This window comes from Lachnospira pectinoschiza, assembly GCF_900103815.1.
Classification (GTDB): domain Bacteria; phylum Bacillota; class Clostridia; order Lachnospirales; family Lachnospiraceae; genus Lachnospira; species Lachnospira pectinoschiza_B.
Genome location: NZ_FNHZ01000002.1, coordinates 204,704 through 227,066, shown reverse-complemented (window position 1 = coordinate 227,066; position 22,363 = coordinate 204,704). Strand labels below are relative to the sequence as shown.

The window sequence follows — 22,363 nt, the reverse complement described above, 5'->3', positions numbered from 1 at the left end:
GGGAGGAAGATATGAGTAAAATTGGTTTTATTGGAATGGGCAACATGGGTTATGCCATGCTTAAAGGCGTTTTAAAGAGCTTTGAAGCAAGCGACATTATAATTACTAGCCCTAATAAGGAAAAATGTGAAAATATAGCTAAGGATACAGGAGTACGTTATGCTGAAACTAATGCAGAACTTGCTGCTAATGCGAAGTTTGTTGTTTTAGCCGTTAAGCCACAAGTATATCCAGAGGTTTTAAAGAATATTAAAAATGTAATCACAGGGGACAGCGTTATTATTTCCATCGCACCTGGTATCACAATCGAGTCTTTAAAGAAGCAGCTTGGAGCTGACATTCGAATCGTGCGTGCTATGCCAAACACTCCAGCTTTAGTGGGAGAGGGCATGACAGGAGTTAGCTATTGTAAGGAAGATTTCTCTTTTGAGGAAAGAGATTTAATTGATAGCTTCTTTAATGCCTTTGGTAAGGCAGTTTATGTAGCTGAGAATCAGATGGATGGTGTAGTTTGCGCATCAGGTAGCTCACCAGCTTACGTTTACATGTTTATTGAAGCTCTTGCTGATTCAGTTGTTAAGTACGGAATTAAAAGAGATGATGCCTATAAGCTTGTAGCTCAAACTGTTCTTGGCTCAGCTAAGATGGTTTTAGAAACAGGCGAACATCCAGGTTTATTAAAGGATAAGGTTTGCTCACCTGGTGGTACAACAATTCAGGGCGTTGCAGCACTTGAAGCAGAAGGCTTTAGAAATGCTGTAATTAAGGCAACAGATGCCTGCTATGAAAAGTGCACTAAGATTAAGTAGTAAAAGATTAAATAGTAAAAGACTAGAATAATAAAAACTAATAAATATAAAAGCAAGTTTAGGCTTAAGGATTTCTTTTAAAAGTCCAAGCCACAAACTTGCTTTTTTATTTTCATATAATCGGAGCTTGTACTCCGACTGAGTTAAATTTAATTATCTAGCCATGGCATCAATAATTTCACCTATATACATTGTGTGATAATCGCCTTCAGCATAGAATTTCTTGTCAATTTCTTTATCCATGAAAGTTTCAGCAGTAATAGGAACTGCTGCTATCTTCTTGCATAAATATACAAGGCTTGATTCATCTGGAAATGGAATACCAAGTCTAGAATTAAGAGTTAAACCAGATTGTTCCCACTTATTATTGTCCTTGCCTGATAGTGAACCACAAACGCTTAAGGCATTTCTCTTATCATCAGGTAAAAAACTAACTGAGAAAAAGTCTGACTTATCAATGAATTCCTTTGTAAATCTAGATTCTCTAACATAAATTGTTAAAACGCTTTTACCCCAGAAAGTTCCAAAGCCTCCCCAGCTTACTGTCATAGGGTTAGCTTCCACCTTAGTGCCAGCTGTTACAATAGCCCATTCTTTTGATAACTTTTGGAATGGATTAATCTCGATTAAGTCTAATGGTAATGGTTGAAATACGTGCATTTTTCTCCTCCAAATCTATCTATTTCTTGATTATTTTAATCAGGACGTTTAATATATTGATTATATCATATATTTTAAAAAATGTGCCTATTAAAGCACATTTTCAAAAAGAAAGGGAGAAGAAGATGGATAGTGTAAAACGTGTTGGAAGAGAGTTAGTTTATAAGGGTTCAATCCTTGATATGTACAAGGATACTATGGAGTTTGCCGATGGTCATACATCAGACTGGGATTACCTTGATCATAGAGGAAATGCAGCTGCTGTAATTCCTATAACTAATGAGGGAAAGATTTTAATGGTTAGACAATATAGAAACTCAGTGGATGGCCTTACTTTAGAGATTCCTGCAGGCTGCCTTGATTTTAAGGATGAAGAGACAAGCGTAGCTGCCGCAAGAGAATTAGAAGAGGAGACGGGCTTTAAGGCAAATAATATTGAGAAGCTCTTTACTATTGTAACTGCCGTTGCTTACTGTAACGAGTTAATTGACATTTACATAGCAAGAGACCTTGAAAAGGGACATAGATGTCTTGATGAAGACGAGGATATTAATGTTGAGTGCTATAGTCTTGATGAGGCTAAGAAAATGATTCGCGAAGGCAAGATTATCGATGCTAAGACAGTGGCTGCTATTTTAGCTTACGCAGCATTTTACTAAGATTTACTAAAAACTAATAGGATTAAATAAGACCTAACGGAAAACAACTTCCGTTAGGTCTTTTATTTTCTTAAACTTTTTATTGATTAAAAATGATTCTATAATCTATCTGCGATTTCGTAAATAAGATTTTCTGAATCCTTCCAGCCAAGGCAAGCATCAGTAATTGACTTACCATAAACGCCTTCGCCTACCTTCTGATTTCCTGGCTCAATGTAGCTCTCAACCATAACACCCTTGCAAAGAGTTCTAATATCCTTGTTGTAGCGGCAGTTGTGGAGGATTTCCTTAACGATTCTAATCTGCTCCATGTACTGCTTACCAGAGTTAGAATGGTTTGTATCAATGATAAGGGCAGGATTTTCAAGGTCTCTTGCCTTATACATGTTAAAGAGGCGAATAACATCCTCGTAGTGGTAGTTTGGATTGTTCTGTCCGTGCTTATTAACGGCACCTCTTAGGATGCAGTGAGTGAGAGGATTTCCTTGAGTATTAACCTCATGTCTTCTATAAATAAAGGTCTGCTTAGACTGAGCTGCCACAACAGAATTTAACATAACGCTAAAATCACCAGAAGTTGGATTCTTCATACCAACTGGAACGTCAATGCCGCTTGAAACAAGGCGGTGTTCCTGATTCTCAACGGAACGAGCACCAACAGCTACGTATGATAAAACATCCTCTAAATACCAGAAGTTATCTGGGTAGAGCATCTCATCGGCTGGTGTAAGTCCAGTCTCCTTAATAATGTCTATGTGCATTTTTCTAATTGCCACAAGGCCTGCATAAAGGTCTGACTTCTTTTCTGGGTCAGGCTGATGAAGCATGCCCTTATAGCCAATGCCTGTTGTACGAGGCTTGTTTGTGTAAACTCTTGGGATAATTAAAATCTTATCAGCTACCTTTTCCTGCACCTTTGCAAGTCTAGTTGTATAGTCAAGGACCGCATCTTCATTGTCTGCTGAGCAAGGGCCAATAATAGCAATAAACTTGTCAGACTTTCCTGTGAAAATGTCTGCGATTTCCTGATCTCTTTTCTTCTTAAGTTCAATACATTCCTTACTTAAAGGATAGGCTTCCTTAATCTCCTTTGGAGTTGGAAGCTGCTTTACAAATTCAAAACTCATTTTACATCTCCTACATGTACTACATAATTTTTTTAGAATAACTTCTGATGTATATCATACAACAATTCATATGTCATTTCTAGGAATTTATAGTTAAATGTGTTAAAATGTGAACATGGGTTTGTGAGAAAAAAGAAATAACGGAGGTAGTTTTAATGGGAAAAATAACTAATAAAAGCGGAATAAATAGAGTTATTTGGATTGTACTTGATAGTGTAGGTATCGGTGAAGCACCAGATTCTAAGGACTTTGGTGATGTAGGAGTTGATACACTAGGACATACTTGGGAAGCTAATGGAGGCCTTAAGATTCCTAATCTTTTAAAGCTTGGCCTTGGAAATATTGACGGGGCTAATTTAAAGAGATTAGAAGATAAGGACATCATTGGCGCTTATGGAAAGTTACAGGAAAAGTCAGCAGGTAAGGATACAACCATTGGTCACTGGGAAATGGCTGGTATTTATTCTCCTAATCCTTTTCCAACATTTCCTAATGGCTTTAGCGACGAGATAAATAACGAGATCATTAAGAGAGCCAATCTTCCTGGCATTCTTTGTAATGAGCCTGCTTCAGGTACTGAAGTTATTAATAGACTAGGGGATGAACATGTAAAAACTGGCAAGCCAATTATCTATACATCAGCTGATTCAGTTTATCAGATTGCAGCCCACGAGGATGTAATTAGTGTTAAGAGACTATACGAGATTTGTGAGATTGCAAGAGAAGTTTTACAAGGAGATGTGGCAGTGGCTAGAGTTATAGCTAGACCTTTTGTTGGAACTAGCGGCAATTACACTAGAACTTCTAATAGACATGACTTCTCCCTTGTACCAACAAAGGATAACATTTTAAATAGACTTAGAGATGATTTAGGTCTAGATGTTTTAGCTGTTGGTAAGATTGAAGATATATTTGCAAAAGAAGGAATCTCAAGAGCAGTTCACACTAAGGATAACATGGACGGGGTTGATAAGACTCTTGATTACATGAGAGAGGACAATCAGGGCTTAATCTACACTAATTTAGTTGAGTTTGACTCAGCTTGGGGGCATAGAAGAGATGCCAAGGCCTATGGTAAGGGCTTAGAGGATTTTGATAGCCGCCTTCCAGAGATTTTCTCAGCAATGCGTGAAGATGATATGCTTGTTATTACAGCAGATCATGGTTGCGACCCAACCTATTCTGGTACAGACCATACAAGAGAGTACGTACCAGTTTTATTCTATGGTAAGCATGTTAAAGAAAATGTAAATCTACATATAGGTTCTAGCTACGCAGACATAGCTCAAACAATCGCTGATATCTTTAATACTAGACCTACAATGATTGGTAATAGCAGACTTGGGGAGATTTTAAAGTAAATAGCAAAAGGGGATAGAGCTTATGAGAATGGTGGATTTAATTGAAAAAAAGAGAAATAAGGAAAAACTATCAAAAGAAGAGATAGACTTTATTATAAAATCCTATACCGCTGGGGAAATTCCTGACTATCAGATGTCAGCCCTACTTATGGCGATATATTTTAACAAGATGGACAAGGAAGAAACCCTTAATTTAACCCTTGCTATGAGAGATAGTGGAGATATTCTTGATTTATCTGAAATTAAGGGCATTAAGGTGGATAAACACAGCACAGGTGGCGTGGGAGATAAGACTACTTTAGTACTTGGACCCATGCTTGCAGCTTGCGGTCTTAAGCTTGCTAAGATGAGTGGAAGAGGATTAGGCCACACGGGAGGCACCATTGATAAGATGGAGAGTATTCCTGGCTTTAAAACAAGTCTTTCTATGGAGGCCTTTGTAAAACAGGTAAACGAGCTTGGCATTGCAATTACAGGTCAGACAGGAAATTTAGCCCCTGCGGATAAGAAGATTTACGCCCTTCGTGACGTTACTGCCACAGTGGAAAATATTTCTCTTATTGCAAGTTCCATAATGAGTAAGAAGCTAGCTTCCGGGGCTGATAGCATTTGCCTAGATGTTAAGGTAGGTTCTGGCGCCTTTATGAAGACCATTGAGGATGCTAAAAAGCTTGCTAGCGCCATGGTAGAAATCGGCAAAGGTGCTGGTAAGTCAACTATTGCCATAATTAGTGAGATGGATGAGCCTCTAGGACTTGCTGTAGGTAATTCTCTTGAAGTTAGGGAAGTAATTGAAAGTTTAAAGGGCAGAGGCCCTAAGGATTTAATGGAGCTTGTTTACTGCCTTGGTTCTTATATGATTAAGTCTGCAAAACCAGAAGTTAGCCTAGCTGATGCTAGAAATATGCTTGAAGCTTCTATAACAGAGGGCACAGCTCTTGAAAAGTTTAAGGCTTTTGTTAAGGCTCAAGGCGGCGATGAAAATGTAGCAAATGACTATTCTTTACTAAATATTGCCCCAAGAGTAATTGAGGTTTTATCAAAAGAAGAGGGCTATGTAGCCCACATCCAGTCTGATTTAGTTGGCCATGCTTCTATGATTTTAGGCGGCGGCAGACAAAGAAAAGAGGATACAATTGACTACGGCGTTGGCATTGAGCTAAATAAGAAGGTTTCTGATAAGGTCCTTGAAAATGAATTGCTAGCTAAAATCTATGTAAACGACGAGACAAATCTAGCTAGTGCCATAGATGATATTTATGAGGCCTTTAGAATTGAAAAAGAAGGGATTAAAGAGCCTGTTTTAATTAAAGAAATCGTAGAATAAAAAATATTTTTATGGGATTTTATCTATATATATGTATAAATAAATCTACTATAGAGATAGATTTTCTTAAAAATTCACGGCAAAATTTTTCAGTTTGTTAAAGAAGTAACGTGCTTTATTACTTGTCTGAGGGCAAAGTTTATGGTAATATAGACCTTGCGATTTAGATTTTTTAACTTTTACTATTTTAGTGAAATTTAAAAGGACTAAAATTTTTTTGTGATTTTAAGGAGATATTAAGATGGAAGTTAGACCAGGTGCAAATCCTGTGGACGTAAAGACTTACGACACAGCAAGATTAAGACATGATTTTTTAATTGAGAACGTATTTGTTCCAGATGAGATTAAGTTAACTTACAGCCAGATCGATAGAATTATCGTTGGTGCTGCAACTCCAGTTAATAAAGAATTAAAGCTTGAAGCAGGTGATGAGCTTAGAGCTAAGTATTTCTTAGAGAGAAGAGAATTAGGTATTATTAACATCGGTGGTAATGGTACAGTTACTGTTGATGGAACAGAATATAATTTCAAGTATAAAGACGGTATGTATATTGGTATGGGCGCTAAGGATATTACATTTAAGAGTGCTGATCCTACAAAGCCAGCTAAGTTCTACTTAAACTCAGCTCCAGCTCATAAGACATATCCTACAGTATTTATTGATCCTGCTAAGGATATTTTACCAGAGAACAAGAAGGAACTTGGTTGCCTTGAATCTGCTAACCACAGAACAATCAACAAGTACATCCTTCCAGGTCAGGTTGAAAGCTGTCAGTTAGAGATGGGTATGACTTGCCTTGAGCCAGGTTCAGTTTGGAACACAATGCCATGTCATACACATGATAGAAGAATGGAAGTTTATCTTTACTTTGAAGTACCAGAAGATGCTGTAGTATTCCACTACATGGGCGAGCCAACAGAGACACGTCACATCGTTATGAGAAATGAAGAAGCTGTTATTTCTCCAAGCTGGTCAATTCACTCAGCTTCAGCTACACATGCATATACATTCATTTGGGGTATGGTTGGCGAGAACCAGGACTTCGATGATATGGATGATGTAGACATGAAGGATTTAAGATAATTTCTTAGAAAATAAGAGGATTTCTAAGGCATTTTTCTTAAAGACGTATAAATCTTAAGCTATATAAGATAATGTTATTTGGTTTACCAAATTTCATTTATAAATTAAAAAAAGAAGGAGATTAATAAAATGTCAGTTAATTTTTCACTTGAAGGCAAGATTGCATTCGTAACTGGTGCATCTTATGGTATTGGTTTTGCTATCGCTTCTGGCATGGCAAAAGCTGGTGCTAAGATCGTTTTCAACGATATTAAGCAGGAATTAGTAGATAAGGGTATTGCAGCTTATAAGGAAGCTGGTATCGATGCTACAGGTTATGTTTGTGACGTTACAGATGAAGATGCTGTTAACGCTACAGTAGAAAAGATCACAAAGGAAGTTGGTCCTATCGATATCTTAGTTAACAACGCTGGTATCATTAAGAGAATTCCTATGTGCGAAATGACAGCTGCTGAATTCAGACAGGTAATCGATGTAGACTTAAATGCTCCATTCATCGTATCTAAGGCAGTTATTCCATCAATGATCGAAAGAGGTCATGGTAAGATCATCAACATCTGCTCAATGATGTCAGAATTAGGCCGTGAAACAGTTTCAGCTTACGCTGCAGCTAAGGGTGGTTTAAAGATGCTTACAAGAAATATTTGTTCTGAATATGGTAAGTACAATATCCAGTGTAATGGTATTGGACCTGGTTACATTGAAACTCCTCAGACAGCTCCTCTTCGTGAGAGACAGGCTGATGGTTCAAGACATCCATTCGATGCCTTCATCGTAGCTAAGACTCCAGCTGAAAGATGGTTAAAGCCAGAAGAACTTGCAGGTCCTGCAGTATTCTTAGCTTCAGAAGCAGCTGATGCAGTTAATGGTCATATCCTTTACGTTGATGGTGGTATCCTTGCTTACATCGGAAAGCAGCCACAGTAATTAAGTAAAGAATAAACTAAATTATAACTTTCATTAGTATATAGATTTAGATTTTAGAGGTGTAGCAGTAGCTACACCTCTTTTTTATTTACAGGTTTACTATACACATCCAATTATATCGTCTAACTTCCTATAATAATATATTTTTATATAATTTCTAGAGATTTGATTCATACATATATATATATTTACAAGTTTTTTAAGTTTTATTTTTTATTTACTAGCTAAATAAAAAATTTTGTGTTAAAATATATCTAGTTTAAGTGCGTAACAAATTAATACAAATTAGGAGGCTTTATGAAATCTAAGTTTGGAATTAGTAAGAATGTTGATTTTGCTAAGGCTGTAACGGAGGCTTTAGGAGGCGTATCAAATCCAATCGGATTAGTTTATATTTGCCCATATGAAATGATTGAATCAGTGGGTAATGAACTAACTAATAGATTCCCAGGTGTACCGGTTTTAGGAACAGGTGGAATTTGTTATTACAATGATACAATTGATGATAAGCATCTTCAGATTATGGCTGTAACAGGTGGAGCAAAGATGACCGCAGGTGTTATTAAGCACATTAGAAGAGCTCCTTTATCAGAAATCTATACACTTGAAAAGAGTGTACAGGAAGTAGGCGCTGGTGCTGATAATACAATCTGCCTAGAGTTTTGCCCATACAACGAAGAAGTTGCTACATCAACTCTTAACGTTGTATTAGAAAAGCACAAAATTAGCCTTATTGGTGGATCGATTTTTGATGTTCCAGAGGGCAAAGATCCTTTAGTATTTGTAAACGGACAAGTTTATAAAGATACTCTGGGATATATGATGATTAAGAATACAGAAGGCAAGGTTCATATGTTTAAGGAAAATATCTACGCACCTACTGATAATCCTGTACATATTGCCACAAAGGTAGACTTAAATAAGAGAGAGCTTTGTTGTCTTGATGGTAGACCAGCAGCTCAAGTTTATTCTGAAGAAACTGGAGTGCCTGTAAATCAGGTTTGCGACAATGTATTTGTTAATCCATTTGGTCGAGTTGTAGGCGATGAAGTTTACATCGCATCTATGAAGGAGCCAGGAACTAATGGCGGTCTTATTAATTATAAGAAGATTTATGAAAATGATGCTATTAGTATCTTAAGTGTTCTTGATTATAGAGAAGTTGCTGAAGAGACAAAGAGAAATATTAGAAGTAAAGTTAGTAATCCATCTTGTATGATTTCATTTAACTGCTGCTTTAGATATCTTTTCTTTAATAGCGAGAATTACACAATTGAATATCTAAAAAACATGGCAACAGTAGCACCTAATTTCGGATATATAGCTGGTGGAGAACAGTATTTGAATCAGCATGTAAATCAGACAATGGTTTGTGCGGTTTTTGATTAATTAAGGAGGTTTGCAATGTTTGGTAGAAAAGTTGATAATACAGCAAAGACAGCAACAACTGAAAAGAAGATAGACTTAAATAAGGTATTTATGCCAATTGTGCAATCATCTAATCATATAATGGCACAGAAAAACAAATTAGTTGCTGAGGAATTAATTACATCTGAAAGCCTTCAGGCTGTAACAAGTTCATTTGTAGAAGTTAAGCGTCAGTCAAGAGAAATCAATGACTCCGTTGTACATTTTAGAGATGAATTTGATGATGTTAGAAAGGTATTAAATCATTTCGAGGAAATCATTGATAAGATGCTTGGAACTGTTAATGAGACTCACTCAAGTATGAACAATGTAAGAGTTTCTTCTCAGTCTGTAAATGAGACAATCAAGGCAGTTCAGGAAGTATTTGAGGAATTCCAAAAGAGTTTCGATGAAATCCTTGAAAAGGTAAATGCCATTAATGGTATTGCAAATCAGACTAACTTACTTGCCCTTAATGCTTCAATTGAGGCTGCAAGAGCTGGTGAATCAGGACGAGGCTTTGCCGTTGTTGCTGATCAGGTAAATAAGTTATCTTCTGATATTAAGACTTTAGTTGGTTCTATTGGCGATAGCATGGACAGATTAAATCAGAACAATTCAAGACTTATGGATTCTATTGATGATACACGTTCTGCTATGAACGACTCTATGAACCATATCAATGAAACTGAAGAAGTTGTAGATAACATTAAGGTTGTTGCCGATGAAATTGAAGATGGCAACAAGGGTATTGAAAGTGTTATTAATTCTTGTTCAGAGCACATTGATGAAATTACAGATACTATTCTTAGTTCTGAAAGATATTACGATTCCGTTTCAGAAAATATTGATTCTATGAAGCTTAAAATCACACAAAAGAGTTTCATTTTCGAGGAATTAACAAATATCCTAGATCAGTATCCTGAAATGATTGAAATCATTAAGAGAAGATTAAAATAATATTATACTCCTTTTGGCCCTAAACCTTAGTTGGTTTAGGGCTTTTTCCTTTTATAAATTGAGGGATTGTAGTATAATTATTTGGTAAGTTATATTTTAAAAAGATGATTAAATCCAAAGGTTTTAATTGTTTTGGGAGGAAAAGATGAACAGAATATATAAGGCTTATCCAGGGGGTAAACACAAAGTTCTTACCCTTAGTTATGATGATGGAAAAGTTCAGGATTACCGCTTGTTAGAGTTACTAGACAAGTACCATATTAAGGCTACTTTTAATCTTAACTCAGAAGTAAAAGATGACATTCATATTAGTCAAGATGAATGGAAGGAACTCTATAAGAATCACGAGGTTGCAGTGCATACAATGACACATCCAACAATGGCAAGATGCACTCCATACCAGATTTGTGAGGAATTACTAGAGGATAAGAATAATCTAGAAGAGATTATGCAAAGACCAGTTAGAGGACTTGCTTTCCCTAACGGTTCTTATAATGATGAGATAATTAACTTAGCAAAGTCACTAGGCTTTAAGTATGCAAGAGTTGCAGGTGATAAGTATGCCAACATTTGCGCAGCGAAACATTTTGCAAAGGATGCCGAAGGCCCAATTCTACTTGGAGATGAAACAGGCTTTGGAATTCCAGAAGATTATATGCACTGGCTTCCAACATGCCATCACAATCACCATTTAGTAGATTTAGCTAAGGATTTTATAAATTTAACAAAGAAGCAGTATCTATACATGATGTATGTTTGGGGACATAGCTTTGAGTTTGATAGAAACGACAATTGGGAGCTTATGGAGGAATTCTGTAAGGTTATTTCTAATAGAGATGACATTTGGTATGCCACTAATTTAGAAATCGTTGAGTACGACGAGGCCTTTAATAACCTACAGTTCTTTGCAAGAAATTCTTACGTTTACAATCCAAACGCTATGAGCGTCTTTGTTATGGCAAATAATGATAAATGTATCGAAATACCAGGAGGAGCTACTATAAAGCTTTTCTAAAGAAGGAGAGAGAACATGAGTTTTATTGAATTTAGGGACGTTTGGAAGATTTACAGAATGGGCAATGTCAAAATCAAAGCCCTTACTGGAACTAACTTTACAATTGATGAAGGAGAGTTCGTTGTAATTGCCGGCGCTTCAGGTGCAGGTAAGAGTACTATTTTAAACCTACTTGGAGGTATGGATAGCCAGACTACAGGTAAGATTATTGTAGATGGTAAAGAAATTAGCGAATATAACAACAAGAAATTAACAACTTATAGAAGGAATGATATTGGCTTTGTATTTCAGTTCTACAATCTAGTACAAAACTTAACAGTTCGTGAAAATGTTGAGCTTGCCACACAGATTGTAAAGGATCCTTTAGATATCGATGAAACTATTAAAGCCGTTGGTCTAGAAGATAGAATTTCTAACTTCCCATCACAGATTTCTGGTGGTGAACAGCAAAGAGTAGCAATCGCTAGAGCTTTAGCAAAAAACCCTAAGATTTTACTTTGTGATGAGCCAACAGGCGCTCTTGATTATAATACAGGTAAGCAGATTTTAAAGCTTTTATATGATACCTGTAAAGAGAAGAAGGTAACTGTAGTTGTTATAACCCATAACCTAGCAATTTCAGCTATGGGAGACAAAGTTATTAAGGTAAAGAATGGTGCCGTTGAGTCCATCACCCTTAATGAAAATCCTGTATCTATAGATGACATTGAGTGGTAGGAGGAGAATATGGGTATAGCTTTTATAAAAGATTTACTAAGAGAAATAAAACAAAGCTTTGGGCGATTCTTTGCTATATTTGCTATCTGCTTTATTGGCGTAGCATTTTTTGCAGGTGTAACCGCCTCTTCAAGCGATATGAAGTCCTCATCTGATGCCTACTATGATGACTATAATCTTTACGATTTACGAATTTTATCATCAATTGGCTTTGACAGTGAGGATGTGAATCAGATTAGTCAGGTGGAGGGTGTTGAAAATGTTTTTGCAAGCCACTACCTAGACCTACTAACTACAGTAGACGAAGTAGAAAAGGCTGTAAGAATAACTAGTCTTCCAGAATCTGACGGGGTTAACAGCCTAAAGCTAGTTAAAGGTAGATTACCTGAAGCTGATAATGAATGTGTAATAAGATATGAAAGCGCAGTAGATTTGCCTGCAATTGGAGATGAGATAACATTTTCAAAGGGAGAAGAATCAGAAGTTGACGCTTTACTTGAGGGTGGCGAAAATCTAGAAGATGAAATTGCCAATACAAGCTACACAGTAGTTGGTTACGTATATACACCGGTTTATGTATCCTACTATATCGATTCAACAACAGTGGGAAATGGCACTTTGTCATATCTTGTTTTTGTAAATGATGAAAACTTTAAGAGTCAATATTATTCAGAAGTTTATTTAAATATTTCTGGTGCAAAGGATTTCTCAACTTATGATAATGACTACTTTGAATATTTAGAGTCTTACGAGGATGCAATTCTTGCAGTGGGAGATTCAAGATTTGAAGAGCGCTATAATAGTTTAGTAAGCGAGATTGAAGAAAAAAGAGAGGCTAGACTAGCAACTCTTGATGATGAGATTTATGCCCAGGTTGTGGCTAATTTAACTTCTATTTATCAGTCTTATTATCCAAATAGAGACGTTTCAGATATGATTGCTCCTTATATTGAGCCAAACTATCAAAAGGCCCTTGCTGAGTTTGACTATAGTTTGGTAAATGAGCCTTTTGATCAGGCACTAACTGAAGTGGAGGATAGAATTTCTAACTATACATGGCTTAGCCTTACAAGAAATGAATCCTACTCTTTTGTAGATTACAAGCAGAGTGCTAATAGAATGGGAGCCATTGCTACAGTATTCCCAATCTTTTTCATTGTGGTAGCAGGACTTGTTTGTCTTACAACAATGGCTAGATTAGTTGATGAGCAAAGAGGCTTAATTGGTACTTATAAGGCCCTTGGTTACTCAAGATTTATTATTTCACTTAAATATGTCTTGTATGCCTTAATTGCTTCAATGATAGGTGGAATCCTTGGTTGCATTGTGGGACTAAAGATTTTCCCTTATATTATTATTAATGCTTGGAATATTATTTATCAGATTCCTGATATTGTGCCAGCTAACCACACGATTTTATCAATAATTGCAGTTTTAAGCCTAACTCTTACAACAATGATTGTTACAATAATTGCTTGTGGAGAGACAACAGCAGAGGTTCCATCAGAACTTATGAGACCTAAGGCTCCAATTAGTGGTAAGAAGATATTACTTGAAAAGGTGGGCTTTATCTGGAAAAGACTAAACTTTACAACTAAGGTAACTATGAGAAATCTATTCCTTTATAAGAAGAGATTTATAATGACAATTATTGGAATTGCAGGTTGTGGAGCACTAATTTTAGCAGGCTTTGGTATAAAGGATAGTATTAGAAGCTTAGTAACAAAGCAGTTTAGTGAGATTTTCCATTATGATTTAGTTGTGAGTCTAAATAGCAATTTAGATGATGAGAGCTTAAATTCTCTTACTTCAGATATGGATAGTAATTTACTTTATACTGATTATTTACTTGATTATGGCTACACTGAAACAGCTAGCAATAATGACAAGGAAATCGATGCAGGCATTTCAATTGTTTCTGATATTGATGCCTATAAAAATTACCTAAGCTTTAGAGATAGAAAGTCTCATAAGAAGGTAAATTTAACAGATGAGGGAGCAATCCTTTCAGAAAAGTTAGCAAGAGACTTAGGAGTTAAAGTGGGTGATAACCTTACAATTAATGATGCTAATGGCGCTCCTATAACTATTAAGGTTTCTGGCATATGTGAAATGTATGTAGGCCATAGCATTTACATGACTGCAAATTATTACAGCTCTATTACAGGGGAAGACCTTGGAGTTAATAGAATGCTTGTAAAGCTTCCAGATTCAGAGGACGAGACAATTAATCTTGTAAGTAGCGACCTTATGGATAGAGAGCAGATTAAAGCTTTGACATTTTTAAATACTAATGTGGAGCATTATGAAAATATGATCAAGTCCCTTGACATTGTAACCTATGTACTTATAATATCTGCTGGGCTACTTGCCTTTGTGGTAGTTTATAACCTTATAAATGTAAATATCTCCGAGAGAATCAGAGAAATTGCCACAACAAAGGTACTTGGTTTTTATAATTTTGAAGTAGGAATGTATGTCTATAGAGAGATTATTCTTCTTACTTTAATTGGCGGTGTATTTGGATTAATCCTTGGCCGTCTATTACATATGTATATTATGACTACGGTTGAACTTGAAGATGTTATGTTTGGTAGTTATATAAGCGCTAAATCCTTTGTGTTAACCTACCTAATTACATTCATTTTCTCATTAATTGTAGATTTGGTAATGTACCCTAGATTATCTAAGATAAAAATGGTAGAATCACTTAAGTCAGTTGAGTAGTTTATTGACAATTGCAAGCTAATTTGTGATATGTTATAATGTTTTAAAATTACAACTGCTTAAAATAAAGCGATGGAGGTTAAGACATGACTAAAGAGTTTGAGGATAGAGGAGCTAATTATACAGTTTCAGAGAACAATAACATTGGTGAAGTTAAGATTTCTGATGAGGTAGTAGCTATTGTTGCAGGTCTTGCAGCAACAGAAGTAGAGGGTGTTGTAAGTTTAGCAGGTAATATCACTAACGATATGGTAGCTAAACTTGGTATTAAGAACCTTGCTAAAGGAGTTAAGGTTTATGTTAACGAACAGACTGTGTCTGTTAGCTTAGTGGTAAATATTAAGTATGGTACATCAATCCCTGCTGTTTCTACTGTAATTCAGGAAAAGGTTAAGTCAGCTGTTGAAACTATGACTGGTTTAGATGTATCAGAAGTTAATATCAAAATTTCAGGCGTTAATATCGATGCTTAAGGCATAGATAATTACGTTGATGTTAGGAGTTATATAATATGTCTAGAATGAACAGAACAGTGATGAGAGAGCATATTTTCAAGCTTTTATTCAGAGTGGAATTCCATGACACTGTCGAATTTGAACAGCAAATTTCTTTGTATTTTGAGAATTTAAGAGAAGGAACTAAGGAAGAGAGAGGCATTGATATTAATGAAGCAGATTATAACTATATTCATGATAAAGCAATAGCTATCAAGAATAATCTAGCTGATATTGATGCTAAGATAAATGAGATTTCAGAAGGTTGGCCAACAACTCGTCTTGGTAAGGCAGAATTATCAATTATGAGACTTGCAACCTATGAAGTAATGTATGATGATGACATTCCAACGAATGTAGCAATTAATGAAGCGATTGAACTTGCTAAGAAGTATGGTTCTGATAATGCACCATCATTTATTAATGGTGTACTTGCAAAGCTTAATAATTAATTTGGAGAGATAATAAATGGCCGGAGTATATACTGTAACTCAGATCAATTCCTATATAAAGAACATGTTTCAGCAAGATTTCGTTCTTAAAAGCGTTCAAGTAAAGGGAGAGATATCGAATTGCAAGTATCATAGCTCCGGTCATATTTATTTTACTTTAAAAGATGAGACCGGAGCCATTGCTTGTATTATGTTTGCTTCCAATGCGAAAAGCCTTAAATTCACCCTTAAGGATGGTTTGGCTGTAAATGTACATGGAAGAGTAGATGTCTATGAACGCGATGGTAAATATCAGCTCTATGTCACAAGCATAGAAGAAGATGGAATTGGCGATTTAAATAAGAAATTTTTAGAATTAAAGAAATATTATGAGGAAATGGGTTATTTTGACCCAATGTATAAAAGACCTATTCCTAGCTTTGCTAAAAGGATTGGTGTTGTAACCGCTAGAACAGGCGCTGCAATCCGAGACATTATTAATATTTCAAAGAGACGAAACCCTTATATTGATATTATTCTTTATCCTGCACTAGTACAGGGAGAGAATGCTAAATACTCAATTGTAAAGGGCATTAAAACTTTAAATAAACTAGATTTAGACTGCATAATTATTGGTCGAGGTGGGGGGTCAATTGAAGACCTTTGGGCTTTTAATGAAGCTGAAGTAATTGAAGCAATAATTGCTTCTAAGATACCAATTATTTCTGCCGTAGGTCATGAAATTGACTTTACACTTTCTGACTTTGCGGCGGACTTAAGGGCCCCAACACCATCGGCGGCAGCAGAACTTGCAGTTAGCGATATAACTGTTATAGAGAATACAATAGATAATCTTAAAAGGCGTTTAGACCTGTCTATGTCAAGAAAAATTGCAAGCTACAGGGATTTAATCTCTAAGTATGAATTAAGACTTAAATTCCTAGATCCAATCAATGTAGCTAATAAGAATCGCGAGGATTTAATTAGACTTGAAGAGCAATTAGAAGACGCCTTTAGTAACATTTTACAAAATAAAAAGAACAAACTAGAGCTTTTAATTACAAGGCTTGAGGGGGCAAGTCCTCTAAAGAAGCTAAGTTCTGGCTATTCTTATGTGGAGCATAATGGAAAAAATGTATCCTCAATTAAGGACGTTAACACAGGGGATAGCTTAAACATCTACCTAAAGGATGGTAAATTAGAGGCTATAGTAGGAGGTAAAAGTGGCAAAGAAGATTAAAGAAGAAGTGCTTGACGCAAAGGCTGATAATGAGCTTAATTTAGAAGATAATAAGGAATTTAGTCTAGAGGAGTCTTTTACTAGACTTGAAGAAATTATTGGCTCCCTTGAAGAAGGAAAGATTAGCCTAGATGATTCTTTTAAGCTATATAAAGAGGGTGTAGGCCTTGTTAAGGACTGTAATAGTAAATTAGATAAAGTAGAAAAAGAAATTATAATTATTAATGAAGATGGAGAGATTGAAGAGACAGATGGAGAATTTTAAAGAGCAACTAACTAGTCAGGTTGATTTTATTAATGATATAATTGATGAGAGATTGCCAAAGGAAGAGGGTTACGCCCTTGAGGTAATTAAAGCTATGAACTACAGCGTAGATGCTGGTGGTAAAAGAATAAGACCTTTAATTATGCTTGAAAGCTACAGACTTTGCGGTGGTAATGACTGCAATGTGCTTTATGACTTTATGGCAGCTCTTGAGTGCATTCATACATATTCACTTGTTCATGACGATTTACCAGCCATGGATAATGATGAATACAGAAGAGGTAAGTTAACTACACATAAGGCCTTTGGCGAGGATATGGCTATTCTTGCAGGAGATGGCCTTTTAAATTACGCCGCTGAGCTTATTCTTAATAGAGTTAACGAAATCTCAAAGGATGCTAAGGAAAAGATTAATAAGCTTCTAGATTCTGACCTTAATGATGCTAATATGACAATAGTTAAGGATAAGATTAAGGCAGAGACTAAAAGAATTACAAATGCTACAAATGCCGCCAATGTAATACTTTCAAAGGCAGGTATTTACGGCATGGTAGGTGGACAGTGTTTAGATGTGTATTTAACTAATAAGCCGGTTAAGGCAGAGGAGTTAGATTACATTTTCAAAAATAAAACTGCTGCCTTAATAGAATGCGCCTTTATGGCAGGCGGTTATTTAGCAGGTGCTAATGAAGAGACAATTGCTAAATTAGAGCTTGCAGGTAGATATATTGGCCTTGCCTTCCAGATTCAGGATGACATCTTAGATGTTACAAGTACTATGGATGAACTTGGAAAGCCAGTAGGTTCTGATGATAAGAACAACAAGACAACTTATGTGACTTTATATGGCATGGATAAGGCTAATGAAGACGTTAATTCCTACTCTAGAAAGGGTATTGAAATTCTAGAAGAAATTGGCAATAACGAATTTTTAATTGAATTAGCAGTTATGTTAATTGGCAGAAAGAAGTAGATATAATAAGCCTTACAAAGGTTTAAAATTTGCCAAAAATACAGCTAAATGCTAAAATTAGTTTTCGTTTAAATAAAATGAAAGTGGTTGAGATGAAATTATGATCCTTGAGAAAATTAATAAACCTGGTGATGTGAAAAAATTATCGCCAATTGAATATAATCAGTTGGCAGAAGAAATAAGAGACTTTCTTATTAATCATATTAGTAAGACAGGTGGACATCTTGCGTCTAATTTAGGCGTTGTTGAACTTACAATTGCATTACATTTGGCTTTTGATTTACCAAAGGATAAGATTATTTGGGATGTGGGACATCAGTCTTACACTCATAAGATTTTAACCGGTCGAAAGGACCAGTTTGATGGGCTTCGTAAGTTTGGTGGAATGAGTGGATTCCCTAAGAGAAATGAAAGTAATTATGATGCCTTTGATACAGGTCATTCATCTACATCTATCTCGGCAGGTCTTGGTTACGTCTGTTCTAGAGACTGTCAGGGTCAAAACTACAGCGTAGTTTCAGTAATAGGTGATGGTGCCCTTACAGGGGGTATGGCCTATGAGGCGCTAAATAACGCCTCTTCACTAAAGACAAATTTCATTATTGTTCTTAATGATAATGCCATGTCTATATCTAAGAATATAGGCGGTGTTTCATATATGTTAAGTGATATTCGTTCATCGGATTCATATATTGATTTTAAGGAAAATTTAGCTAATTCTTTATATAAGATTCCAGGGGGCAGCCGCATGGTTAGCGCCTTAAAGAAGACTAAGAATAACCTAAAGCAGATTATCCTTCCAAATCAATTGTTTGAAAGTATGGGAATTGCTTATCTAGGACCAGTTAACGGTCATGATACAGAAAAACTTATTAAGACCTTAAAGGTAGCCAAAAGAATTAATGGCGCAGTTATAGTTCATGTGGTTACTCAAAAAGGTCGAGGCTATAAGCAGGCGGAGAGAAATCCTAGTAAGTTCCACGGTATTGCTCCATTTGATGTAAAAACTGGAAATGTTTTAAATAAGCCAAAAAATCCAACTTATTCTAGTGTATTTTCAGATGCAATTTGTCGTTTGGCAAAGAAGGATAAGAAGATTTGCGCAATTACAGCGGCTATGCCAGATGGAACGGGCCTTACTAAATTTTCAAAATGGTTCCCGGACAGATTCTTTGATGTAGGAATTGCAGAAGAACATGCCACAACCTTTGCAGCGGGTATGGCAGCGGGGGGCATGAAACCTGTATTTGCGGTTTATTCTTCCTTCCTTCAAAGAGCTTACGATCAGATCCTACATGACGTTTGTATTCAGCAGCTTCATGTGGTATTTGCCATAGATAGAGCGGGACTTGTAGGTGCAGATGGAGAGACTCATCAGGGTATATTTGACCTTTCTTTCCTATCTTCAATTCCTAACATGACTATCTTTGCTCCAAAGAATGACTGGGAATTAAAGGAAGGACTTAAGTTTGCCCTTGAAGAACATGACGGCCCAATCGCCCTTCGTTATCCAAGAGGTGAGGCTTGCACTGACTTCCACGAATTTAAGGAAGAGATTGTGCTTGCTAAGTCAGAGATTTTATATAAAGAGAAAGATATAGCAATTCTTGCAGTTGGTAGCATGGTTAAACTAGGGGACGAGGTTAGAAAAAGACTTAAGGCTAGAGGCCTTAATGTAAGCTTAGTTAATGCTAGATTTGTTAAGCCTATTGATGAAAAGCTTATATTAGAGTTAAGCATGAATCATAGTTTAATTGTTACTTTAGAAGAAAATGTAGCATCTGGAGGCTTCGGTAGAGCAGTCTGTCAGATGATTAATGATACAAAATTAAAACCTAGATGTTTAGAAATTTCTCTACCAGATGATTATATTGAACATGGTAGTGTTGATATTTTAATGAAAGAAGCTGGAATTGATGTGGATTCCATTGAAGAGAGAATCCTTTCAGTTCATAAGGAGATATAATGGCAAAAGAAAGATTAGATGTTTTATTAGTAAAAAGAAATTTAGCTCCTTCAAGAGAGAAGGCTAAAAGCATTATTATGGCTGGCATTGTCTATGTAGATGGCCAGAAGGAAGATAAGGCTGGTACTACATTTGCAGAAACAGTTAATATTGAAGTTAGAGGCAATACTTTAAAGTATGTTAGCCGTGGTGGTCTTAAGCTTGAAAAGGCTATGGAAAACTTCGATGTTACACCAAACGGCAAGGTTTGTATGGATATCGGGTCATCAACAGGTGGCTTTACTGATTGCATGCTACAAAATGGTGCTGTTAAGGTTTATGCAGTAGATGTAGGACATGGTCAGCTTGCTTGGAAATTAAGAAACGATGAGAGAGTAGTTTGCATGGAAAAAACCAATATCCGCTATGTTACACCAGAGGATATTGATGATAAGATTCAGCTTGCAAGCTGCGATGTTTCCTTTATTTCTCTTACTAAGGTTTTAGGCCCTGCAAAGGAATTATTAGCAGATGATGGCCAGATGGTTTGCCTTATTAAGCCACAGTTTGAGGCTGGAAGAGAGCAGGTTGGAAAGCATGGTGTAGTTAGAGATAAGTCAGTACATGAAAGCGTAATTAAGATGGTTGCTGATTTTGCAATTTCTATTGGCTTTGAGTGCTTAGCCCTTGATTTCTCACCAGTTAAGGGACCTGAAGGTAATATTGAATACTTAATTCATCTTCAGAAGCATACAGAAGGCAGTTACGAAGAAATGCCATTTAATATTAGTGATGTGGTAAATGCTGCACACGATTCATTAGATAAATAATTTAAATTAGTAGATAAATGTGTTTTGGAGGCTCAAATGAAAAATTTTTTTATTGTAGCCAATCCTTTAAAGGATAGGGAGGAACTCTATTCCAACAGAATATGCCAATATATAAAGAATATGGGTGGAACTTGTAGCATTTATAGTTATGAGCTAATTGGGAATGCTTGTAATTATACGGACTGCAAAAATATTCCTGAAGGTGTGGAGTGTATAATTGTGCTTGGTGGAGACGGTACTCTAATTCAGGCCTCGGATGATCTAAATGGCTTAAATCTTCCGTTTCTAGGGGTTAATATTGGAACTCTTGGTTATTTAACAGATACAGATATGGCAAATGTCTATGACACCATCGATTTGCTCTTTAAAGATCAATACCTAATTGATGAGCGAATGATGCTTAATGGCCAAATCTATCGTGACGACAAGCTTATCTTTGAAGAGACTGCCCTTAATGATGTAGTATTAAATAGGTCAGGTAATCTCTCAATTATGGAGTATGACGTCTATGTAAATGATGAGTATTTGACTACTTACATGGCGGATGGCGTGATTTTATCCACTGCCACAGGCTCAACAGCCTACAGCCTATCAGCAGGTGGTCCAATTATTCAGCCAAACGCCAATCTTATTTTAATGACTGCAATTTGCCCACATTCTCTTAATTCAAGAAGTATTATTTTTGGAGCAGAGGATTGCGTAACTATAGTTATTAAAGACAATAAAAAGGCGGCGGATAGAAGAGTTGCAACCTTTGACGGAGAAAAATTTATTGATTGCTTACCAGGGGATAAAATTAAGGTATGTAGATCAAAGAAGATAGCCAAGTTTATTAAGACCAACAAGGCTTCTTTCCTAGAAAGAATAAGGGATAAAATGTAATAAAGAAATGTAAAAAAGGAGAAAATTTTAAAATGAAGAATGCAAGACAACAAAAAATTGTTGAGCTTATTACTTCTTACGATATAGCAACACAGGATGAATTAGCTAAGGCCTTACTTGATGCAGGTTATAACGCTACTCAGGCAACTATATCAAGAGATATTAGAGAGCTTAACTTAACTAAGGTAGCCTCTGGTTCAAAAAGCCAGAAGTATGCCCTTCCTACTAATGAAAATGTAGCCCTTAACGGAAGATTCGAAGGCGTTTTAAGACAGGGCTTCTTATCGTGTGATGTGGCTCAAAACATTTTAGTAGTAAAGACAGTATCAGGTATGGCAATGGCTGTTTGTGCGGCTTTTGATGCTCTAAAGTGGCCTGAAATTGTAGGTGCTGTTGCAGGTGATGACACAATTCTTTGTGCTATTAGAACTGAGAAGGAAGCTCTTGAGGTTATGAGTAGAATTAGAAAGTTTGTAGCTGAGGAACCAAGTCACAAAGATGGAAATGAGGACTTTGAGTAAAG

Annotated in this window: 22 protein-coding genes; 20 read left to right on the top strand and 2 right to left on the bottom strand. The window is 36.1% G+C overall.

All coding sequences use genetic code 11. The annotated features are described in order from the left end of the window. The first annotated feature begins 11 nt into the window (after positions 1–11). Positions 12–809: a pyrroline-5-carboxylate reductase gene (gene proC, locus BLQ66_RS05090; protein ID WP_074521230.1), complete on the top strand. Its 798-nt coding sequence runs from the start codon at positions 12–14 to the stop codon at positions 807–809. Positions 810–962: 153 nt separating this feature from the next. Here the strand turns inward: proC and BLQ66_RS05085 are convergent, their stop codons facing one another. Next, positions 963–1,469 (bottom strand): flavin reductase family protein, encoded by a 507-nt coding sequence (locus BLQ66_RS05085; RefSeq protein ID WP_074521229.1) that lies wholly within the window; start codon positions 1,467–1,469, stop codon positions 963–965. 125 nt (positions 1,470–1,594) lie between these two features. Here BLQ66_RS05085 and BLQ66_RS05080 point away from each other — a divergent pair, with 125 nt between their 5' ends. Then, positions 1,595–2,128, top strand: a complete 534-nt coding sequence (locus tag BLQ66_RS05080) for an NUDIX hydrolase (protein WP_074521228.1) — start codon at positions 1,595–1,597, stop codon at positions 2,126–2,128. Between the two features lie 98 nt (positions 2,129–2,226). Here BLQ66_RS05080 and BLQ66_RS05075 read toward each other — a convergent pair whose 3' ends face one another. Further along, the gene (locus tag BLQ66_RS05075) at positions 2,227–3,255 is read right to left on the bottom strand and encodes a 3-deoxy-7-phosphoheptulonate synthase (RefSeq protein ID WP_074521227.1); all 1,029 of its coding nucleotides are present in this window, start codon (positions 3,253–3,255) and stop codon (positions 2,227–2,229) included. Between the two features lie 155 nt (positions 3,256–3,410). Between BLQ66_RS05075 and BLQ66_RS05070 the strand changes: the two genes are divergently transcribed. The 18 genes from BLQ66_RS05070 to argR all read left to right on the top strand — a co-directional run bounded on the left by BLQ66_RS05070 (position 3,411) and on the right by argR (position 22,361). Next, on the top strand, positions 3,411–4,616 hold the full coding sequence (locus tag BLQ66_RS05070) for a phosphopentomutase (RefSeq protein ID WP_074521226.1): 1,206 nt from the start codon (positions 3,411–3,413) through the stop codon (positions 4,614–4,616). A gap of 22 nt (positions 4,617–4,638) precedes the next feature. After that, entirely contained in the window at positions 4,639–5,943 is a 1,305-nt protein-coding gene (locus BLQ66_RS05065) for a pyrimidine-nucleoside phosphorylase (RefSeq protein ID WP_074521225.1), read from the top strand. A gap of 241 nt (positions 5,944–6,184) precedes the next feature. Continuing rightward, complete coding sequence (gene kduI, locus BLQ66_RS05060) at positions 6,185–7,027, top strand: 5-dehydro-4-deoxy-D-glucuronate isomerase (protein WP_074521224.1); 843 nt, start codon at positions 6,185–6,187, stop codon at positions 7,025–7,027. Positions 7,028–7,156: 129 nt separating this feature from the next. Next, positions 7,157–7,954 carry a gluconate 5-dehydrogenase gene (locus BLQ66_RS05055; RefSeq protein ID WP_074521223.1) on the top strand — a complete coding sequence of 266 codons (798 nt, stop codon included), beginning with the start codon at positions 7,157–7,159 and terminating at the stop codon, positions 7,952–7,954. Between the two features lie 297 nt (positions 7,955–8,251). Beyond that, positions 8,252–9,343: an FIST N-terminal domain-containing protein gene (locus BLQ66_RS05050; RefSeq protein ID WP_074521222.1), complete on the top strand. Its 1,092-nt coding sequence runs from the start codon at positions 8,252–8,254 to the stop codon at positions 9,341–9,343. 15 nt (positions 9,344–9,358) lie between these two features. Then, positions 9,359–10,321: a methyl-accepting chemotaxis protein gene (locus BLQ66_RS05045; protein WP_074521221.1), complete on the top strand. Its 963-nt coding sequence runs from the start codon at positions 9,359–9,361 to the stop codon at positions 10,319–10,321. Positions 10,322–10,466: 145 nt separating this feature from the next. Then, positions 10,467–11,336 carry a polysaccharide deacetylase family protein gene (locus BLQ66_RS05040; protein WP_074521220.1) on the top strand — a complete coding sequence of 290 codons (870 nt, stop codon included), beginning with the start codon at positions 10,467–10,469 and terminating at the stop codon, positions 11,334–11,336. A gap of 15 nt (positions 11,337–11,351) precedes the next feature. Then, complete coding sequence (locus BLQ66_RS05035; protein WP_074521219.1) at positions 11,352–12,053, top strand: ABC transporter ATP-binding protein; 702 nt, start codon at positions 11,352–11,354, stop codon at positions 12,051–12,053. A 9-nt stretch (positions 12,054–12,062) separates the two neighbouring features. Further along, on the top strand, positions 12,063–14,780 hold the full coding sequence (locus BLQ66_RS05030; RefSeq protein ID WP_074521218.1) for an ABC transporter permease: 2,718 nt from the start codon (positions 12,063–12,065) through the stop codon (positions 14,778–14,780). Between the two features lie 86 nt (positions 14,781–14,866). Continuing rightward, a complete protein-coding gene (locus BLQ66_RS05025; RefSeq protein WP_027430694.1) occupies positions 14,867–15,253 on the top strand; it encodes an Asp23/Gls24 family envelope stress response protein in 387 nt (128 codons plus the stop codon). A gap of 38 nt (positions 15,254–15,291) precedes the next feature. After that, entirely contained in the window at positions 15,292–15,726 is a 435-nt protein-coding gene (nusB, locus tag BLQ66_RS05020) for a transcription antitermination factor NusB (protein WP_330361974.1), read from the top strand. Between the two features lie 16 nt (positions 15,727–15,742). Beyond that, a complete protein-coding gene (gene xseA / locus BLQ66_RS05015; RefSeq protein WP_074521217.1) occupies positions 15,743–16,945 on the top strand; it encodes an exodeoxyribonuclease VII large subunit in 1,203 nt (400 codons plus the stop codon). After that, entirely contained in the window at positions 16,929–17,210 is a 282-nt protein-coding gene (xseB, locus tag BLQ66_RS05010) for an exodeoxyribonuclease VII small subunit (RefSeq protein ID WP_242869325.1), read from the top strand. Before xseA ends, xseB begins: the two co-directional genes overlap by 17 nt. Further along, positions 17,176–18,183, top strand: coding sequence for a polyprenyl synthetase family protein (locus BLQ66_RS05005; protein ID WP_330389812.1), 1,008 nt, complete (start codon positions 17,176–17,178; stop codon positions 18,181–18,183). The genes xseB and BLQ66_RS05005 overlap by 35 nt, the downstream gene beginning before the upstream one ends. Before the next feature lie 100 nt (positions 18,184–18,283). Then, positions 18,284–20,149 carry a 1-deoxy-D-xylulose-5-phosphate synthase gene (gene dxs, locus BLQ66_RS05000; protein WP_074521215.1) on the top strand — a complete coding sequence of 622 codons (1,866 nt, stop codon included), beginning with the start codon at positions 18,284–18,286 and terminating at the stop codon, positions 20,147–20,149. After that, positions 20,149–20,958 (top strand): TlyA family RNA methyltransferase, encoded by an 810-nt coding sequence (locus BLQ66_RS04995; RefSeq protein ID WP_027430700.1) that lies wholly within the window; start codon positions 20,149–20,151, stop codon positions 20,956–20,958. The genes dxs and BLQ66_RS04995 overlap by 1 nt, the downstream gene beginning before the upstream one ends. Positions 20,959–20,994: 36 nt before the next feature. Continuing rightward, positions 20,995–21,840: an NAD(+)/NADH kinase gene (locus tag BLQ66_RS04990; protein WP_074521214.1), complete on the top strand. Its 846-nt coding sequence runs from the start codon at positions 20,995–20,997 to the stop codon at positions 21,838–21,840. A gap of 32 nt (positions 21,841–21,872) precedes the next feature. Further along, positions 21,873–22,361: an arginine repressor gene (argR, locus tag BLQ66_RS04985; RefSeq protein ID WP_051195344.1), complete on the top strand. Its 489-nt coding sequence runs from the start codon at positions 21,873–21,875 to the stop codon at positions 22,359–22,361. The last annotated feature ends 2 nt before the right edge of the window (positions 22,362–22,363 follow it).

Coding starts and splice junctions, on each gene's coding strand:
- BLQ66_RS05045 (WP_074521221.1), top strand. CDS start 9,359: ATGTTTGGTAGAAAAGTTGATAATACAGCAAAGACAGCAACAACTGAA.
- BLQ66_RS05080 (WP_074521228.1), top strand. CDS start 1,595: ATGGATAGTGTAAAACGTGTTGGAAGAGAGTTAGTTTATAAGGGTTCA.
- BLQ66_RS05025 (WP_027430694.1), top strand. CDS start 14,867: ATGACTAAAGAGTTTGAGGATAGAGGAGCTAATTATACAGTTTCAGAG.
- BLQ66_RS05040 (WP_074521220.1), top strand. CDS start 10,467: ATGAACAGAATATATAAGGCTTATCCAGGGGGTAAACACAAAGTTCTT.
- BLQ66_RS04990 (WP_074521214.1), top strand. CDS start 20,995: ATGAAAAATTTTTTTATTGTAGCCAATCCTTTAAAGGATAGGGAGGAA.
- BLQ66_RS05005 (WP_330389812.1), top strand. CDS start 17,176: ATGGAGAGATTGAAGAGACAGATGGAGAATTTTAAAGAGCAACTAACT.
- dxs (WP_074521215.1), top strand. CDS start 18,284: ATGATCCTTGAGAAAATTAATAAACCTGGTGATGTGAAAAAATTATCG.
- kduI (WP_074521224.1), top strand. CDS start 6,185: ATGGAAGTTAGACCAGGTGCAAATCCTGTGGACGTAAAGACTTACGAC.
- BLQ66_RS05055 (WP_074521223.1), top strand. CDS start 7,157: ATGTCAGTTAATTTTTCACTTGAAGGCAAGATTGCATTCGTAACTGGT.
- BLQ66_RS05085 (WP_074521229.1), bottom strand. CDS start 1,469: ATGCACGTATTTCAACCATTACCATTAGACTTAATCGAGATTAATCCA.
- xseA (WP_074521217.1), top strand. CDS start 15,743: ATGGCCGGAGTATATACTGTAACTCAGATCAATTCCTATATAAAGAAC.
- nusB (WP_330361974.1), top strand. CDS start 15,292: ATGTCTAGAATGAACAGAACAGTGATGAGAGAGCATATTTTCAAGCTT.
- BLQ66_RS05065 (WP_074521225.1), top strand. CDS start 4,639: ATGAGAATGGTGGATTTAATTGAAAAAAAGAGAAATAAGGAAAAACTA.
- BLQ66_RS05070 (WP_074521226.1), top strand. CDS start 3,411: ATGGGAAAAATAACTAATAAAAGCGGAATAAATAGAGTTATTTGGATT.
- argR (WP_051195344.1), top strand. CDS start 21,873: ATGAAGAATGCAAGACAACAAAAAATTGTTGAGCTTATTACTTCTTAC.
- proC (WP_074521230.1), top strand. CDS start 12: ATGAGTAAAATTGGTTTTATTGGAATGGGCAACATGGGTTATGCCATG.
- BLQ66_RS05075 (WP_074521227.1), bottom strand. CDS start 3,255: ATGAGTTTTGAATTTGTAAAGCAGCTTCCAACTCCAAAGGAGATTAAG.
- BLQ66_RS05035 (WP_074521219.1), top strand. CDS start 11,352: ATGAGTTTTATTGAATTTAGGGACGTTTGGAAGATTTACAGAATGGGC.
- BLQ66_RS05030 (WP_074521218.1), top strand. CDS start 12,063: ATGGGTATAGCTTTTATAAAAGATTTACTAAGAGAAATAAAACAAAGC.
- BLQ66_RS04995 (WP_027430700.1), top strand. CDS start 20,149: ATGGCAAAAGAAAGATTAGATGTTTTATTAGTAAAAAGAAATTTAGCT.
- BLQ66_RS05050 (WP_074521222.1), top strand. CDS start 8,252: ATGAAATCTAAGTTTGGAATTAGTAAGAATGTTGATTTTGCTAAGGCT.